This window comes from Sphingopyxis sp. 113P3 (assembly GCF_001278035.1).
Classification (GTDB): Bacteria; Pseudomonadota; Alphaproteobacteria; order Sphingomonadales; family Sphingomonadaceae; genus Sphingopyxis.
Genome location: NZ_CP009452.1, coordinates 3,735,503 through 3,751,111, shown reverse-complemented (window position 1 = coordinate 3,751,111; position 15,609 = coordinate 3,735,503). Strand labels below are relative to the sequence as shown.

General features: G+C 65.2%; 9 protein-coding genes. 7 read left to right on the top strand and 2 right to left on the bottom strand.

Annotation, left to right across the window (positions count from 1 at the left end):
- Positions 1-38 precede the first annotated feature (38 nt).
- Positions 39-1,316 carry a phosphoribosylamine--glycine ligase gene (gene purD / locus LH20_RS18165; protein ID WP_053555434.1) on the bottom strand — a complete coding sequence of 426 codons (1,278 nt, stop codon included), beginning with the start codon at positions 1,314-1,316 and terminating at the stop codon, positions 39-41.
- On the opposite strand from purD, the gene xseA reads away from it, so the two are divergent.
- The 5 genes from xseA (at position 1,315) to LH20_RS18140 (ending at position 7,704) form a co-directional block, all read left to right on the top strand.
- Positions 1,315-2,751: an exodeoxyribonuclease VII large subunit gene (gene xseA / locus LH20_RS18160; protein WP_053555433.1), complete on the top strand. Its 1,437-nt coding sequence runs from the start codon at positions 1,315-1,317 to the stop codon at positions 2,749-2,751. The two genes, purD and xseA, sit on opposite strands and share 2 nt — an antisense overlap.
- A 79-nt stretch (positions 2,752-2,830) precedes the next feature.
- Entirely contained in the window at positions 2,831-3,040 is a 210-nt protein-coding gene (locus tag LH20_RS18155; protein ID WP_053555432.1) for a DUF2093 domain-containing protein, read from the top strand.
- Entirely contained in the window at positions 3,037-3,963 is a 927-nt protein-coding gene (locus LH20_RS18150; protein WP_053555431.1) for a M23 family metallopeptidase, read from the top strand. The genes LH20_RS18155 and LH20_RS18150 overlap by 4 nt, the downstream gene beginning before the upstream one ends.
- Positions 3,964-4,284: 321 nt before the next feature.
- Positions 4,285-7,341: a TonB-dependent receptor plug domain-containing protein gene (locus LH20_RS18145; RefSeq protein WP_158501165.1), complete on the top strand. Its 3,057-nt coding sequence runs from the start codon at positions 4,285-4,287 to the stop codon at positions 7,339-7,341.
- A gap of 81 nt (positions 7,342-7,422) precedes the next feature.
- A complete protein-coding gene (locus tag LH20_RS18140; protein ID WP_053555429.1) occupies positions 7,423-7,704 on the top strand; it encodes a hypothetical protein in 282 nt (93 codons plus the stop codon).
- A gap of 52 nt (positions 7,705-7,756) precedes the next feature.
- Here LH20_RS18140 and clpB read toward each other — a convergent pair whose 3' ends face one another.
- A complete protein-coding gene (clpB, locus tag LH20_RS18135; RefSeq protein ID WP_053555428.1) occupies positions 7,757-10,336 on the bottom strand; it encodes an ATP-dependent chaperone ClpB in 2,580 nt (859 codons plus the stop codon).
- A 131-nt stretch (positions 10,337-10,467) separates the two neighbouring features.
- On the opposite strand from clpB, the gene LH20_RS18130 reads away from it, so the two are divergent.
- On the top strand, positions 10,468-12,621 hold the full coding sequence (locus LH20_RS18130) for an acylase (RefSeq protein WP_053555427.1): 2,154 nt from the start codon (positions 10,468-10,470) through the stop codon (positions 12,619-12,621).
- Between the two features lie 85 nt (positions 12,622-12,706).
- Entirely contained in the window at positions 12,707-15,592 is a 2,886-nt protein-coding gene (locus tag LH20_RS18125; protein WP_053555426.1) for a M16 family metallopeptidase, read from the top strand.
- Positions 15,593-15,609 lie beyond the last annotated feature (17 nt).

The window sequence follows — 15,609 nt, the reverse complement described above, 5'->3', positions numbered from 1 at the left end:
ACCGGGATATCGGACCGGTCCTGCTGCGTCCAGTCTTGCTACCTTGCCTCGCGCGCGACTTCGCGCCAGCCAATATCGCGCCGACAGAAGCCGCTCGCAAAATCGATCCGGTCGACCGCGGCATAGGCGCGCGCCTGCGCCTCGCTCACCGTCTTGCCCGTAGCGGTGACGTTGAGGACGCGCCCGCCGGCGGCGACGATTGCGCCGTCCGCGCGCGCCGTTCCGGCGTGGAAGACGCGCACGCCGCCCGTTTCGGCCTGGGCGATGCCCCGGATCACGCCGCCTTTTTCCGGAGTCCCGGGATAGCCGCTGGCGGCCATCACCACGGTCAGCGCATAGTCGTGTGAAAAGGCGGGCGGGGTCGCGCTTGCGAGGTCCCCCGTCGCGGCGGCGTGGAGCAGCGCCGCGAAATCGCCGGTGAAGCGCATCATCAGCACCTGGCATTCGGGGTCGCCGAAGCGGCAATTATATTCGATCAGCTTTGGTCCCGTGTCGGTGAGCATCAGCCCGGCGAAAAGGACGCCGACATAAGGGGTGCCCTCGGCCGCGAGCGCACTGACGGTCGGACGGATGATCCGGTCCATCACTTCCGTTTCGAGGTCTGCGGTCAGCACGGGGGCGGGGCTGTAGGCGCCCATGCCGCCCGTGTTCGGGCCGGTATCGCCGTCGCCAACGCGCTTGTGGTCCTGGGCGCTGCCGAACGCCATCACATGGTCCCCGTCGGAGAGGGCGAAGAAGCTCGCCTCCTCGCCGGCCATGAATTCCTCGATGACCACCTCGGCGCCCGCACCCCCGAAGGCGCCGGCGAACATGTCATCGATCGCAGCGGCGGCCGCCTCGCGCGTTTCTGCGATGATCACACCCTTTCCCGCGGCGAGACCGTCGGCCTTGATTACAACCGGGACGGCAAAGCCTTCGAGCACCGCGTGCGCTTCCTCGGCAGAGGTGCAGCGGACATAGGCGGCGGTCGGGATGCCGGCGCGCGCGCACAGATCCTTGGTAAAACCTTTCGAACCCTCGAGCCGCGCCGCGGCGGCGGATGGTCCAAAGACTGCGACGCCCATGTCGCGCAGGCGGTCCGCAAGTCCGGCGACGAGCGGCGCCTCGGGGCCGACGACGACGAAGTCGATGGCGTGCGCGCGGACGAAGGCGATCAGCCCGTCGAGATCGTCGGCGGCGAGCGGCGCGCATTCGGCGAAGGTTTCGATCCCCGGGTTGCCGGGGGCGGCATAGAGCTTGCGACAAGACGGCGATTGCGCCAACTGCCAGCTCAGCGCATGTTCGCGGCCTCCCGAGCCCACCAGCAGGATGTTCATGTCCATTCCTTTTCCCGATCCGGCGTCCGACAACGACCCCGCGGCGCGGCTGTTAGCCGAGGCGGCGACGGGCGACAATGCTCCGGCGCTTTCGGTCAGCCAATTGTCAGCTGCGATCAAGCGCACGGTCGAGGATGGTTTTGCGCGCGTTCGGGTGCGCGGCGAGCTCTCGGGGGCGAAGCGCGCGGCGTCGGGGCATTTTTATGCCGGGCTCAAGGACGATAATGCGCTGATCGACATGGTGATGTGGAAGGGGCAGGCCGCGCGACTCGCCTTCCGGCCCGAAGACGGGATCGAAGTGATCGCGACCGGCAAGCTCACCACCTATCCGGGCCGTTCAAAATATCAGCTCGTCGTCGAGAGCCTCGAAGTCGCGGGCGAAGGCGCGCTGATGCTGCTCTTCGAGAAATTGAAGGCTCGGCTGGGGGCCGAAGGGCTGTTCGACCGCGAGCGCAAACAGCGTCTCCCCTATCTGCCGCGCACGATCGGCGTGGTGACCTCGCCCACGGGCGCGGTGATCCGCGACATCCTCCACCGGCTGGCCGACCGCTGCCCGACGCGGGTCATCGTCTGGCCAGTCCTGGTGCAGGGCGAGGGTGCGGCGGCCCAGGTCGCGAATGCGGTGCGCGGGTTTGACGCGCTCGCCCCCGGCGGGCCGGTGCCGCGCCCCGACCTGGTCATCGTTGCGCGCGGGGGCGGCTCGATCGAGGATCTGTGGGCGTTCAACGAAGAGGTGGTCGTGCGCGCGATCGCCGATTGCCGCATCCCCACGATCAGCGCGGTGGGGCACGAGACCGACGTGACGCTCGCCGACCATGCTGCCGATGTGCGCGCACCGACGCCCACTGCGGCGGCCGAGATGGCTGTGCCGGTACGCGCCGAGCTGATGGCGCAGCTTGCGACATGGCGCGGACGCATGATTGGCGCGGCGAATCGAACGCATGCGCTCCGCGGCGAGCGGCTGGCGGCGCTTGCTCGGCACCTCCCGCGGCGCGATGCGCTCTATGCGCCCCAGCGGCAGCGGCTCGACGATGCCGGGGACAAGCTCGATCGCTGTCAGCGGCACCGCCTCGCGGTCACCGCCGAGCGGCTGGCGAGTCGGTCGGCGGCGCTGCGACCGGCGCTGCTCGCGCGCGCGTGGGACCGCGACCGCGCCCGGCTTCAGGGCCTCGCGCGGCTGCTCGCCTCGCTCGACCCGCGCGCGCTCCTGTCGCGCGGCTATGCGATGGTGCGCGACTCGCGGGGCGCTATCGTCACCCATGCCGCGGGGGCGCGCGCTGCGGGAAATCTGCGGCTTCAGTTTGCCGACGGCGAGGTGCCGGTGGCGGTTGACGCCGGAAGTGACCCCACTTCCGCAGCGAGCCCGGCGCCCGCTCCCAAAGCGCTGCGCCGCGCCGCGCCGCCGCCCCGGCGAGAGCAGGGCGAGCTCTTCTGACCGCAGCAGGGGTGGCCGCGCGGTGCGATACTGCTATAGTCACTCGTCTGAAACCTCTCCTCCCGATGGATATGACCCCATGCTGATCGCCAGCCGCAACCGACTTGCCCGCCTGCACTATGGACCCAATGGGTTCCGCGTCCTGTCGCCGGGCGACCATGTGCTTTGCGCGGTTACCGGCGTGCCGATCGGGCTCGACGAGCTGCGCTATTGGTCGGTCGCGCGGCAAGAAGCCTATGCCACCGCTGCTATCTCGGTTCAGGCCGCGCTCGACTCCGGCAAGGCATGAGACTGGGGCTTGCGCCGCGCTCGCCCGCGGCATGGCCGTTGCTGCTGCTGGTCGCGAGCTGCGTCCCGCCTGCCCCCCCGCCGCTCGCTCCGCCGCCTGCGCCGAGCGCTGCGCCCATTCCCTCTCCCAGTCCCGCTCCCCGCCCGGCGCCCCCACGCGCCGACTTCACCATCTTGCGCGGAACGCCGGTTCAAGGGGGCACGCTGCTTGGAGAGGCGCCTGACACGACGCAGGGGCTGACGCTGGATGGCAAGCCGGTTGCGATCGCGGCCGACGGGCGCTTTCTGATCGCCTTCGACCGTGACGCGGTGACGCCGCAGCATCTCGTCGCGACGCTTGCCGATGGGCGGCGGGTCGAGCGCCTCTTGACCGTCGCGCCGGGAAGCTGGCGAATCGAGCATATCAATGCGCCGTGGCGCGGAAGCGCTTCGAGCGACGCCGAGTTCGCGCGCCGCCGCCCCGCCGAACTTGAACAGATTGCCGAGGCGCGCCGCGTCGACCACGAGGTTGGCGGCTGGCGCCAGTCGTTTCGCTGGCCAGCGACCGGGCGCCTTTCGGGCTTCTTTGGGTCGCAGCGCGTCTACCAGGGCAAGCCCGGCGCCTATCACAGCGGCACCGATATCGCGGTCCCCGCGGGCACGCCCTTCCATGCCCCCGCGGACGGGGTGGTCGTTCTCGCCGCGACGACGCCCTTCACGCTCGAGGGCAATCTCCTGATCGTCGACCATGGGATGGGGCTGAACAGCGCCTTCCTCCACTGCCAGAGCCTCGAGGTAAAGGTCGGAGACCGGGTGGTGCAGGGCCAGCGGCTCGGGACGGTGGGGCAGACGGGGCGGGCAACCGGCCCGCATCTTCACTGGGGATTGAAATGGCGCGACGCGCGTCTCGACCCGGGCACACTTGCAGGACCGATGCCGCGCTGACTTTTTGTGCACCGCAATAAAACTGGTAACTGCTGAAACAAAATGTCGCGAATGGGCAGCCGCAGCACATTGTATTTCGCGGTTTCTCTGTGTTGTTGCAAATACGTCACAATGGCCTGCGAAACCGCAAAAACGGCGGGGAATTTCCTTTACTCAAGCTGAATGTGAGGTCATCCCGCGGCCTATCGGGGTGTATCGCGCGCTGGGGCCAGGGGTCTGCGCGCGCAATCCATCCGGGTATCATAGCCACCAGTAGCAAGGGACTGCACTGTGAAGAAAACCCATTTCTCGAAGCTGAAATTGAGCGTCGCGCCTGTCGTATTGGGCGTCGCGCTGGTTTCGGCTCCCGCTTCCGCGCAGGATGCGCCGGCCGATGAAGGCGCGTCCGAGGACAACGCGATCGTCGTCACCGGTTCGATCCTCCGCCGCACGGACACGGAAACGCCGTCTCCGGTCACCGTGCTGAGCTCGGAAACGCTCCAGGAGCGCGGCATCAACACCGTCGCCGACGCCGTTCAGCGTCTGTCGGCGAACGGCGCGGGCACGATCACCCAGGGCTGGAACACCGGCTTCAACTTCGCTTCGGGTGCGAACGCGCCGGCGCTGCGCGGCTTGACCGTGCAGGCGACCCTGTCGATCTCGGACGGCCTGCGCATGGCCCCCTATCCGCTCGCGGACGACGGCCAGCGCAACTTCGTCGACCTCAATACCATCCCCAATGCCGTCGTCGACCGAATCGAGGTTCTGCGTGACGGTGCGTCGTCGACCTATGGTGCCGACGCGATCGCGGGCGTGATCAACGTCATCACCAAGAAGGAAATCCAGGGCCTCCACCTCGGTGGTTCGCTCGGGGTGTCGCAGCGTGGTGACGCCGGTGAGCAGCGTATTGATGCGACCTGGGGCTATGGCGATCTCGACGACCAGGGCTTCAACTTCTACGTCAGCGGTGAATATCAGAAGCAGGACGCGCTCTATGCGCGCGACCGCGGCTACCCGTTCAACTCGGCCGACTGGTCGCGCATGTGCGGCGCAAGCGGAAGCTGCCTGAGCAACCTTAACTGGAACGGCGTGACCCAGGAAATTCTTGACGGGTTCATCGCCTCTGGTCGTCCGGGCTTTGTCGCCGTTCCCGATCCGGGTTCGGATCCGGACAACCCGACCTATGATCTTGGTTATACAACCGCCAACTGGGCTGCTGCCTATAACGGGCTGATCTCCATCCCGGGCGTCGCGCTGGTGCGCCGTGCTGGCGTCGGTGCCGCTAATCCGGCCGATCCGCGCAACCGGTTCCAGTTCCTGAACCCGGCTGCGGGTTGCCGCGGGTTCGATGCGATCACCATCACGCCGGAAATGTCGAACACTTCGCCGCTGACGACGTGCGAAGTCGATTTCCAGAACCAGTACATCATGCTGCAGCCGGAGATCGAACGTAAGGGTCTGACCGCGCGCTTTACGGCCAATGTCGGCGACAATGCGCAGGTTTACGCGATCGCAAACTATTATCAGACCAAGAGCCACGCGTCCTTCACGCCGCTGGGCTTCAACGGCACGCCTACCCCGCCGAACAACCAGGCTGCGGCCTACAACGTGCTTCTCCCTGTGTACGTCTGCGCCAGCGGCGTTGGCACGATCGACGGGCTGAACACCGGTTGCGACGCCACCAATGGGGTACTCAACCCGTACAACCCGTTCGCCGCTGAGGGCGCGCGCGCGCAGATGCTCGTGCGTTCGACCCGCGGCCGCACTGTCGACACCAACTCGCGCGCGCTGCGCGGGGTGCTGGGCATCGATGGCAGCTTCGGCGACGACTGGCGCTATTCTGCTAACTTTACGGCGTCGGAAGTCCGCCTGAAGCGCACCCAGGAAAATTACCTGATTCCGCAGCGCATCATGGATCTCGTTGCTCGTGGTGAGTTCAACTTCAATGACCTCGAAGCCAATTCGCAGGACACGTGGGATTATATTGCTCCGCGCCAGACGACGACTTCGGTGTCGCAGCTCTGGCAGGTTCAGGCGACCCTCGCCAAGGATCTGTTCGAGCTTCCGGGTGGTCCGCTGCAAGCGGCGGTCGGCGTGTCGTACCGCGACGAATCGATCGACGCTCCCAGCGCCAACCCTGGCACGCTGGGCAACCAGTATGATCGTTATTACAGCATCAACTCGGTTGGTACTGTGGGCAGCCGCAACGTGAAGTCGGCGTTCTTCGAAGTGAGCGCGCCGATCATCGACCAGCTCGAACTCGGCTTCTCGGGCCGCTACGACGATTATTCGACGGGCCAGTCGAACTTCTCGCCGAAGTTGAGCGCAAAGTTCACGCCGATCCCGCAGGTTGCGATCCGTGGCACCTTCTCGAAGGGCTTCCGCATCCCGAGCTTCAATGAAAGCTTCGGCCTACCGACCACGGGGTATGTGACGCGTACCGTCAACTGCACGACCTATGCTGCATTCTGCGCGGCGCACGGGAACAACGCCTATGCGACGGGCAACTACAGCCTCGGTCTCACGCAGGTTGGCAACCCGGATCTCGATCCCGAAAAGTCGACGGCCTTTACCGCCGGCGTCATTTTCGAGCCGGTTCGCAACGTCAGCCTGACGGTCGACTTCTGGCATATCAAGGTCAAGGACCTGATCACCGGCGTTACCGACACCAGCGCTGCTGAAGCGGCTTACTATGCCAACAATGGCGTCGTGAACATTCCGGGCATCACCGTGATCCCGGGTCAGCCGGATCCGGCATTCCCGAATGCGCTTCCGGTTATCGGCTTCATCCAGTCGTCATTCACCAACCAGGACCAGCAGACGGTCAGCGGCATCGACTTCGGTGCCCGCGCCAGCCTGCCGATCGGCAACTCGCTGACCTGGCGCACGGACTTCGACGCTTCGTACATGCTGAAGTATGAGCTGAAGACCGACGCGGGTGACGTGCTGCGCTACGACGGCACGCTCAGCCCCTGCAACATCACGTCCTGCTCGGGTTCGCCCAAGTGGCGCGCGACGTGGCAGAACACGCTGGAGTTCGGCGATACCGCGGTCAGCCTGACGGCCTATTACACCAAGGGCTATGACACAGCGTCGATCGACTTTGGCGGCATCAAGGGCGATTGCGCGTTCAATGCGGAAAATGGTGTTTCGACCCATGCCTATGTCGACGGAACTCCGGTCAACTGTAAGACCAAGGACATCTGGAACCTCGACATGACGGTTTCGCAGAAGATTGGGGACAAGTTCACGATTTACGCGAACATCCTCAACCTCCTCGACACCAAGCCGCCGTTCGATCCGGACTCGGCCTATGGTCTGTTCGGCTTCAACCCGGCCTGGGCTGGTCCGAACATCATGGGTCGTTACTTCCGCCTCGGCGCGAAGGTCGACTTCTAAGTCCAAGGCCTTTAGAAAAGTGGGCGGTTCCTTCGGAGCCGCCCATTTTCTTTGGGCCATCCAGAAAGGGGGCCTCACCCGATGAAAGGAACGATCGGAGTGTTACGTATTCTCTCTCTCGCCGCTCTCTTGGCGGTGGCACCGGCAGCCTCGCAGGCGGCGGCACCCGGGAAAGCGACGGCTGACAAGCCTGATGCAGAGAAGAAAATCTGCAAGCGCGAGGTCGCGACCGGCTCGATCATGTCGCGCCGCATCTGCCATACCAGGGCGGAATGGGATCAGCTCGAAGAGCAAGGCAAAGCTGACCTCGACCGGACGCGCGCGATGGAGCGTTCGCGTTCCCTCGTCGAAGGGAACCGCTGAGCTCTAGCGGAATGTCCCGGCGCCAAGGCCGGGACATTGCTTCCTTTCGAGATCAGGCGGGCGTCAGGACGAGCGCACCGTCGCCCTCGTCGACCTTGATGGTCGATCCATCCTTCACCTCCCCTTTCAGGATCAGGTCGGCGAGCGGATCCTGCAGATATTTCTGCACCGCGCGTTTGAGCGGCCTTGCGCCGTAGACCGGATCATATCCGACGCGGCCGAGCCAGGTCCGGGCCGCGTCGCTGAGGTCGAGCGTCACCTTCCGATCGGCGAGCAGCTTCTGCACCCGCGCGACCTGGATATCGACGATCCCGCCCATATGCTGCTGGCCGAGACGGTGGAACAGCACGATCTCGTCGAGCCGGTTGAGGAACTCGGGCCGGAAATGGCCGCGGACAACCTCCATCACGGCGGGCTCGGCCTGTTCGACTGGCGCGTCGTCGGGAAGCGCCGCGATTGCCTGGCTGCCGAGGTTTGACGTCAGGATGATCAGCGTGTTGGTAAAATCCACCGCGCGCCCCTGCCCGTCGGTCAGCCGCCCGTCGTCGAGCACCTGGAGCAGGATGTTGAACACATCGCCATGGGCCTTTTCGACCTCGTCGAAGAGAACGACCTGGTAGGGCCGGCGGCGGACGGCTTCGGTGAGCACGCCGCCCTCTTCATAGCCGACGTAGCCCGGCGGCGCGCCGATCAGCCGCGCGACGCTGTGCTTTTCCATGAACTCGGACATGTCGATGCGGACCATCGCATTGTCATCGTCGAACAGGAAGCGCGCAAGCGCCTTGGTGAGCTCGGTCTTGCCGACGCCCGTGGGCCCGAGGAAGAGGAACGAGCCCAGGGGGCGGTTCGGGTCCTGTAGTCCGGCGCGCGCGCGGCGGACAGCGGTCGAGACCGCACGCACGGCCTCGTCCTGCCCGATCACCCGCTTGCCGAGCTGTTCTTCCATGCCGAGCAGCTTTTCGCGCTCGCCCTCGAGCATCCGGTCGACCGGGATACCGGTCCAGCGGCTGACCACTGCAGCGATATCGTCGGCGGTGACTTCTTCGCGCAGCATCGCGTTGCCCGAGACGGCCTGTGCCTCCTCGAGCTGCTTTTCGAGGGCGGGAATGGTCCCGTAGCTGAGCTCGCCCGCCTTGGCGAGGTCGCCCGCGCGCTGGGCCAGTTCAAGCTGGCTGCGCGCAGCGTCGAGCTCTTCCTTGATCTTCGCCTCGGCGTGGATCTTCTCCTTTTCCGCCTGCCATTTCTGGGTGAGCTCGGCCGACTGCTGCTCAAGGTTCGCCAGCTCGGCGCGGAGCTTCTCGAGCCGGTCCTTCGACGCGGCATCGGTTTCCTTCGTCAGCGCAGCCTCTTCGATCTTCATCTGAATGATGCGGCGGTCGAGGGTCTCGATCTCCTCGGGCTTCGACTCGACCTCCATGCGGATGCGGCTCGCCGCCTCGTCCATCAGGTCGATCGCCTTGTCGGGGAGGAAGCGGTCGGAGATATAGCGGTGCGACAGCGTCGCCGCGGCGACGATCGCGCCGTCGGTGATGCGCACGCCGTGGTGCAGTTCATATTTCTCCTTCAGTCCGCGCAGGATCGAGATCGAATCCTCGACCGTCGGCTCACCCACGAAGACCGGCTGGAAGCGCCGCTGGAGCGCGGGGTCCTTCTCGACATATTTGCGATACTCGTCGAGGGTGGTCGCGCCGATGCAATGCAGCTCGCCGCGCGCAAGCGCGGGCTTCAAGAGGTTCGAGGCATCCATCGCGCCCTCGCTCTTCCCCGCACCGACTAGCGTGTGCATCTCGTCGATGAACAGGATGATCTCGCCCTCGGCGGCCTTGACGTCGTCGAGCACGCCTTTCAGCCGCTCCTCGAACTCGCCGCGATATTTGGCGCCCGCGATCAGCGCGCCCATGTCGAGCGCGAGAAGGCGGCGGTCCTTGAGGCTATCGGGGACGTCGCCATTGGCGATGCGCAGCGCCAGTCCTTCGGCGATCGCGGTCTTGCCCACGCCGGGTTCGCCGATCAGCACCGGGTTGTTCTTGGTCCGGCGCGCGAGGATCTGGACCGTGCGGCGAATCTCCTCGTCGCGCCCGATCACGGGGTCGAGCTTGCCCGTGCGCGCCACCTCGGTGAGATCGCGCGCAAATTTCTTGAGCGCTTCGTAGCTGTCCTCGGCGCTCGGGCTGTCGGCAGTGCGACCGCCGCGAAGCGCGTTGATGGCGCTGTTGAGAGCGTCGGCATGAACCCCGGCGTCGGCGAAGGCCGTGCCGACCGGCGTACCCGCTGCAAGCACCATCGCGAGCAACAGTCGCTCGACGGTGACATAGCCATCGCCCGCCTTGCTGGCGACCTGTTCGGCCTGATCGAGCAGCCGCACCGCGTCATTGTCGAGTCCTGGGGTCGCTTGCGCGCCCGAGCCCGATACGGCAGGCACCTTGGCGAGCAGCGCGTCGATGCCCTGCACGGCGCGTGCGGCATCGCCGCCAGCGCGCTGGATCAGCCCCGCGGCCATGCCCTCCTTGTCCTCAAGCAGCGCTTTCGCAATATGCTCCGGACTGATCCGCTGGTGGTTCATGCGGATCGCGATGGTTTGCGCCGCCTGCAGAAAGCCCTTGGCGCGATCGGTGAATTTTTCGAGGTTCATCTGGACTAAGCCCCTTTCTCGACGAGAGAGATAGTGTTGCCATTATGCAACACAAGAGCATGGCTTTCCGTCTCGCAAATTTTCCGCCATGAGGCCTCTCGCAAGGCATAGTGCAGGAAATGGGAAAGCGAATGCGCAAATTTTTCGTCGGACTGCTCCTGCTGGTTGCGGCGGTGATGGTCGGGCTCGCCGTCTGGGAGCCTCTGACGGCAGAGGCGCCTGCTGCGCCTTCCTTCAGCCCAGGCGAGGTGCGGATCGCCCGCGACGGCTTCGGGGTCCCCCACATCTTTGGCAAAACCGATGCCGACGCCGCCTATGGCGTCGCTTATGCGCATGCCGAGGATGATTTTTCGACGCTCCAGGAAGTGCTCGCGATGACGCGCGGGCGCACCGGCGCGCTTCTCGGCGCTGACGGCGCGAAGATCGACTATGTCGCAGCCCTGCTCGGCGTGCGCGAGACGAGCGCGCGCGACTGGCCGCGCCTTCCCGATGATGTGAAGCGGCTGTTCACTGCCTATGCTGCGGGGCTCAACCATTATGCCGACAAGCATCCGGACGAGGTTCGACTCTCGGGCCTGTTTCCCGTCACCGGCGAGGACGTCGTTGCGGGTTTCGTGCTGCGCTCGCCCTTTTTCTTCGGGCTCGATTCGGTGCTCGGCCAGCTGACCGAGGGGCAGCCCCTGGGACGTGAGGGTGGGCCGGCGATCGACGTCACGGGCAAGATCGTCCCGCGATCCGACACGCCCTTGGGGCGCGAGCCAGGATCGAACGGGTCGAACGCCATGGCCGTCGCGCCCTCGCGGTCAACCGACGGGGCAACGCGTCTCGTCTCCAATTCGCATCAGCCGTGGACCGGCGGGGTCGCATGGTATGAGCTGGTCGTGCACAGCGAAGAGGGCTGGGATTTCGCCGGTGCGAATTTCCCGGGCTCCCCTTATCCTTTCCTCGGGCACAATAAATATCTCGGCTGGACCAATACGGTGAACCGGCCCGACCTGATCGACGTCTATAAGCTGGTCCTCGACGAGAGCGGCGAGGAATACCGGTTCGACGGCGAATGGCGCCCGCTCGAAAAGAAGCGCGTCTGGCTCAAAGTAAAATTCGGGCCCTTCGTCCTGCCGGTGCCGCGAACCATATGGCGATCGGTGCAAGGGCCGGTGATCAGGAATGAACAGGGCGCTTTTGCAATCCGTTACGCGGGACAGGACCAGGCGAATATGGTCACCCAATATTATCGGCTCAACAAGGCGCGGAATTTTGCCGAGTGGCGCGCCGCGATGGCGGGTCAGGGTGTTCCTGCGACCAACTTCGTCTATGCTGACGCCAAGGGGAATATCGGCCTTTTCTACAATGCAATGTTCCCCGATCGCGCGCCGGGGTTCAACTGGCGCGGGATATTGCCAGGCGATACCTCATCCACCGTCTGGACGAGGACGCTGCCCTTCGACCGCGTGCCAGCTCTGGTCAATCCGGCGTCAGGCTATGTGATCAACGCGAACAACACCCCCTGGGTCGCGGCAGGGCCGGGCGACGAGCTCGATGCGGCTGCCTTCTCGCCGCTGCTCGGCGTCGAGGATGATATGACCAATCGCGCCGCACGGCTGATCGAGCTGTTCGAGGCTTCGGGGCAGATCGACGAAGCGCGGCTCAAGGCGATCAAATATGATACCGCCTATGCGAGGACAGGCTATGCGAAGGCGTGGATCGACAAGCTGCTTGCGCTCGACACGAAGCGCGACCCTGCGCTCGCCGAGGCGCAGGCGCTGCTGCGCAAATGGGACTGGAACCTCGACGGCAGGGGGCATGGCGACGCACTTGCGCTGATGGTGCTGCGTCCCGCGGGCGGGGCGCATTATCAGCGCCGCGCTCAGCCCGATCCGCGCTCGGTCCTCAAAGAGGCCGTCGCGCACCTTCAGGAACATTTCGCAGGGCTTGACCCCAAACTCGGTACCGTGCTCCGCCTGCGCCATGGCGAGGGGCCACGCCGGGTCGACCTGCCGCTCGACGGAGGCAACGACACGGTTCGCGCTTCGACATTGTGGGACGTCGAGCCCGACGGTCGGCTGAAGGTACGCCACGGCGACAGCTTCATTCTCTTTGTAACCTGGGACCGATCCGGCCGGGTTCGCTCGGAATCGATCCAACCCTTCGGCGCCGCGACGACACGGCCCGACAGCCCCCATTACAACGATCAGGCGCCGCTGTTCGTGGCGCACAGGCTGAAGCCGGTGCTATTCGATCCGGCAGCGCTGAAGGCCAGCGGAGCGCGCTTCTATCGACCTTGAACGCCGCGCTTTGCCGTCCTAAACCGCTCATACAGTGCCGTCCGGCATCCGCGCCTTGCTGCGCGTCTTTTCAAGAGGATCACCCATGTTCCGTTCCCCTCGTTTCGTCCTCGCTCTTGCGGCCTCAACCGCGCTCGTCGCCGCAGGACCCGCGCTTGCAAAGGCGAAGGCGGCCGACCCCGCCCCGATTGCCGAGCTGGTGAAGGCGGTGGACATCCCCTACGAGGCCTTTACCCTCGACAATGGTCTGCGCGTCATCGTGCATGAGGACCGCAAGGCTCCCGTCGTCGCAGTGTCCGTCTGGTACCGCGTGGGGTCGAAGAATGAGCCTGCCGGCAAGACCGGCTTTGCGCACCTGTTCGAACATCTGATGTTCAACGGTTCCGAGAATGCGCCCGGCGATTTCTTCGAGCCGCTGCAACAGGTCGGCGCGACCGACAGCAACGGCACGACCAATATGGATCGCACCAATTATTTCGAGACCGTCCCGACCGGCGCGCTCGACCGGGCGCTCTTCCTCGAAAGCGACCGCATGGGGCATCTGCTCGGCGCCGTGACGCAGGAGAAACTCGATAATCAGCGCGGGGTTGTCCAGAACGAGAAGCGCCAGGGCGACAATAACCCCTATGGGCTCCTGCGATACGAGATCTTCGAGAATCTCTTCCCCGCGGGCCACCCCTACCACCACAGCACCATCGGATCGATGGACGACCTCAACTCGGCGAGTCTCGACGATGTGAAGAAGTGGTTCACCGACAATTACGGGCCCAATAATGCCGTGCTCGTCCTTGCAGGCGACATCGACACGGCGACCGCAAAGAAGAAGGTCACCGAGTGGTTCGGCGACATTCCGCGCGGCCCCGCGGTCCAGATGCCGAAAGTGACGGTTCCGACACTTCCCGCCCCGCTGGCGAAGGAGGTCAAGGACCTGATACCGACGACGCGGATCTACCGCATGTGGGCGATCCCGGGGCTCAACGATCCTGAGGCGGTGCCGCTGCAGATGGCGATGAGCGTCCTTGGGGGCCTGTCGAGCTCGCGGCTCGACAATGCCATGGTGCGCAAGGATCCGGTCGCGGTCAGTGTCGCCGCCTTTGCCCAGCCATTCGAAGATGCCGGCATCCTGATCGTGCAGGCAGACGTCAAGGAGGGCATTGAGCCCGCGCTGGTCGCCAAGCGACTCGATGAGCAAATTGCAGACTTCCTTGCGACGGGCCCGACCGCCGACGAACTGCAGCGTGCGGCGGCGAGCACGCTTGGCGGCACGATCTCGGGGCTTGAATCGGTCGGCGGCTTCGGCGGCAAGGCGGTGACGCTTGCCGAGGGCGCCCTTTATTCGAACGATCCCGCCTATTATAAGACCGAGCTTGACCGGATGGCCCGGGCGACGCCCGAGCAGGTGAGGGCTGTCGCGAACAAATGGCTGTCGCGCCCCGCATTCTCGCTGACCTACACGCCCGGCGAGCGCACCGAGGGCGGCGAGGCGCGCGGCGGTGCGGTCACCGCGGGTAAGGTCGCCAAAGCCGTCCAGCCCGACCGCTATTGGAACCCCGCACTCGGTGACATCGGTCCCGACACCGGAATCGGGGCGGCGAGCTCGATCGCCGACCGGTCGCAGCTGCCCGCGGTTGCCGACCTTACGGCACTTGATTTCCCTGCGATCGAGCGGACGAGGCTCAAGAACGGAATCGAGGTCGTGTTCGCGCGGCGTGACACCGTGCCGACGGTGCAGGTCGCGGTGAGCTTCGACGCGGGCTATGCCGCCGATCCCCATGATGCGCTCGGCACCCAGTCGTTGATGCTCAGCCTGATGGACGAGGGCACGACGAGCCTTGATTCAATTGCCTTTGCCGAGGCGAAAGAGCGGCTCGGCGCGCAGATTGGCGGGGCTGCGAACGCCGACGAGACGATCTTCAGCCTGTTCGCGCTCAAACCCAATCTTCGCGCCTCGCTCGGCCTGCTCGCTGACTATATCCGCCACCCGGCCTTCGATGCGAAGGAACTCGAGCGGGTGCGGGCGCAGCAGCTCAACCGCCTGAAAGCCGAACTCAACAACCCGAGCGCTATCGCGGCACGGGTTCTCGCCCCGGCGCTTTATGGTGACAAGCATCCCTATGGCATTCCGCCCTCGGGGCTCGGCAACGCGGACGCGGTGAGGGCCGCGACGCGCGAGCAGCTCGCAGCATTTCACGCCAGCTGGATCCGTCCCGACAATGCGCGCATCTTCGTCGTCGGCGACACGACGCTGGCCGAAGTGAAGAAGGAACTCGACGCGGCGCTCGGCGCATGGAAGGCGCCCTCGACACCGAAGCCGGAAAAGCATTTCGAGGTCGCAATTCCCAGCCCTCGCCCACGCATCCTTCTCGTTGATCGGCCCAAATCGCCGCAGTCGGTGATCATGGCGGGCAAGGTCCTCGACGCAAAGGGCAGCGATTCACTCGAAATCCTGCGCTCTGCCAACGATATCTTCGGGGGCAATTTTCTGTCGCGCTTCAACATGAACCTGCGCGAGACCAAGGGGTGGTCCTATGGCGTGCGCTCGCGCATCTCAGCCGACAAGGAACAGCTGAGCTGGGTCGCGATCGCGCCGGTGCAGGCCGATCGGACGGGCGATTCGATCAAGGAACTGCGCAGCGACCTCACCACCTATCTCGGCGGCAAGGGGACGACGGCGGAGGAGCTCGAGCGCACGATCAACGGCAGCGTGCGCGAGCTGCCGGGAAGCTTCGAGACGTCGGGCGACGTGCTCGGCGGCCTGCGCTCGATCGTCAAGTTCGGCCGCCCCGACGATTATTATGAAAAGCTGCCTGCGACCTATGAAGCGATGACGACCGCCGAGATCGACGCGGCAGCGCGAAAGGCGCTCAGCGTTGACGACCTCGTCTATGTGGTCGTCGGGGACGCCGACACGGTGAAGCCGCAGCTTGACGGATTGGGTCTGCCGGTGGAAATAGCGACACCCGCTAATTAACATCAGTTTCAGTAGGA

Bases quoted from the DNA above. Each gene is read 5' to 3' on its own strand.
- LH20_RS18140 (WP_053555429.1), top strand. From the start codon at position 7,423: ATGAAAGGAACGATCGGAGTGTTACGTATTCTCTCTCTCGCCGCTCTC.
- clpB (WP_053555428.1), bottom strand. From the start codon at position 10,336: ATGAACCTCGAAAAATTCACCGATCGCGCCAAGGGCTTTCTGCAGGCG.
- LH20_RS18130 (WP_053555427.1), top strand. From the start codon at position 10,468: ATGCGCAAATTTTTCGTCGGACTGCTCCTGCTGGTTGCGGCGGTGATG.
- purD (WP_053555434.1), bottom strand. From the start codon at position 1,316: ATGAACATCCTGCTGGTGGGCTCGGGAGGCCGCGAACATGCGCTGAGC.
- LH20_RS18150 (WP_053555431.1), top strand. From the start codon at position 3,037: ATGAGACTGGGGCTTGCGCCGCGCTCGCCCGCGGCATGGCCGTTGCTG.
- LH20_RS18125 (WP_053555426.1), top strand. From the start codon at position 12,707: ATGTTCCGTTCCCCTCGTTTCGTCCTCGCTCTTGCGGCCTCAACCGCG.
- LH20_RS18155 (WP_053555432.1), top strand. From the start codon at position 2,831: ATGCTGATCGCCAGCCGCAACCGACTTGCCCGCCTGCACTATGGACCC.
- xseA (WP_053555433.1), top strand. From the start codon at position 1,315: ATGTCCATTCCTTTTCCCGATCCGGCGTCCGACAACGACCCCGCGGCG.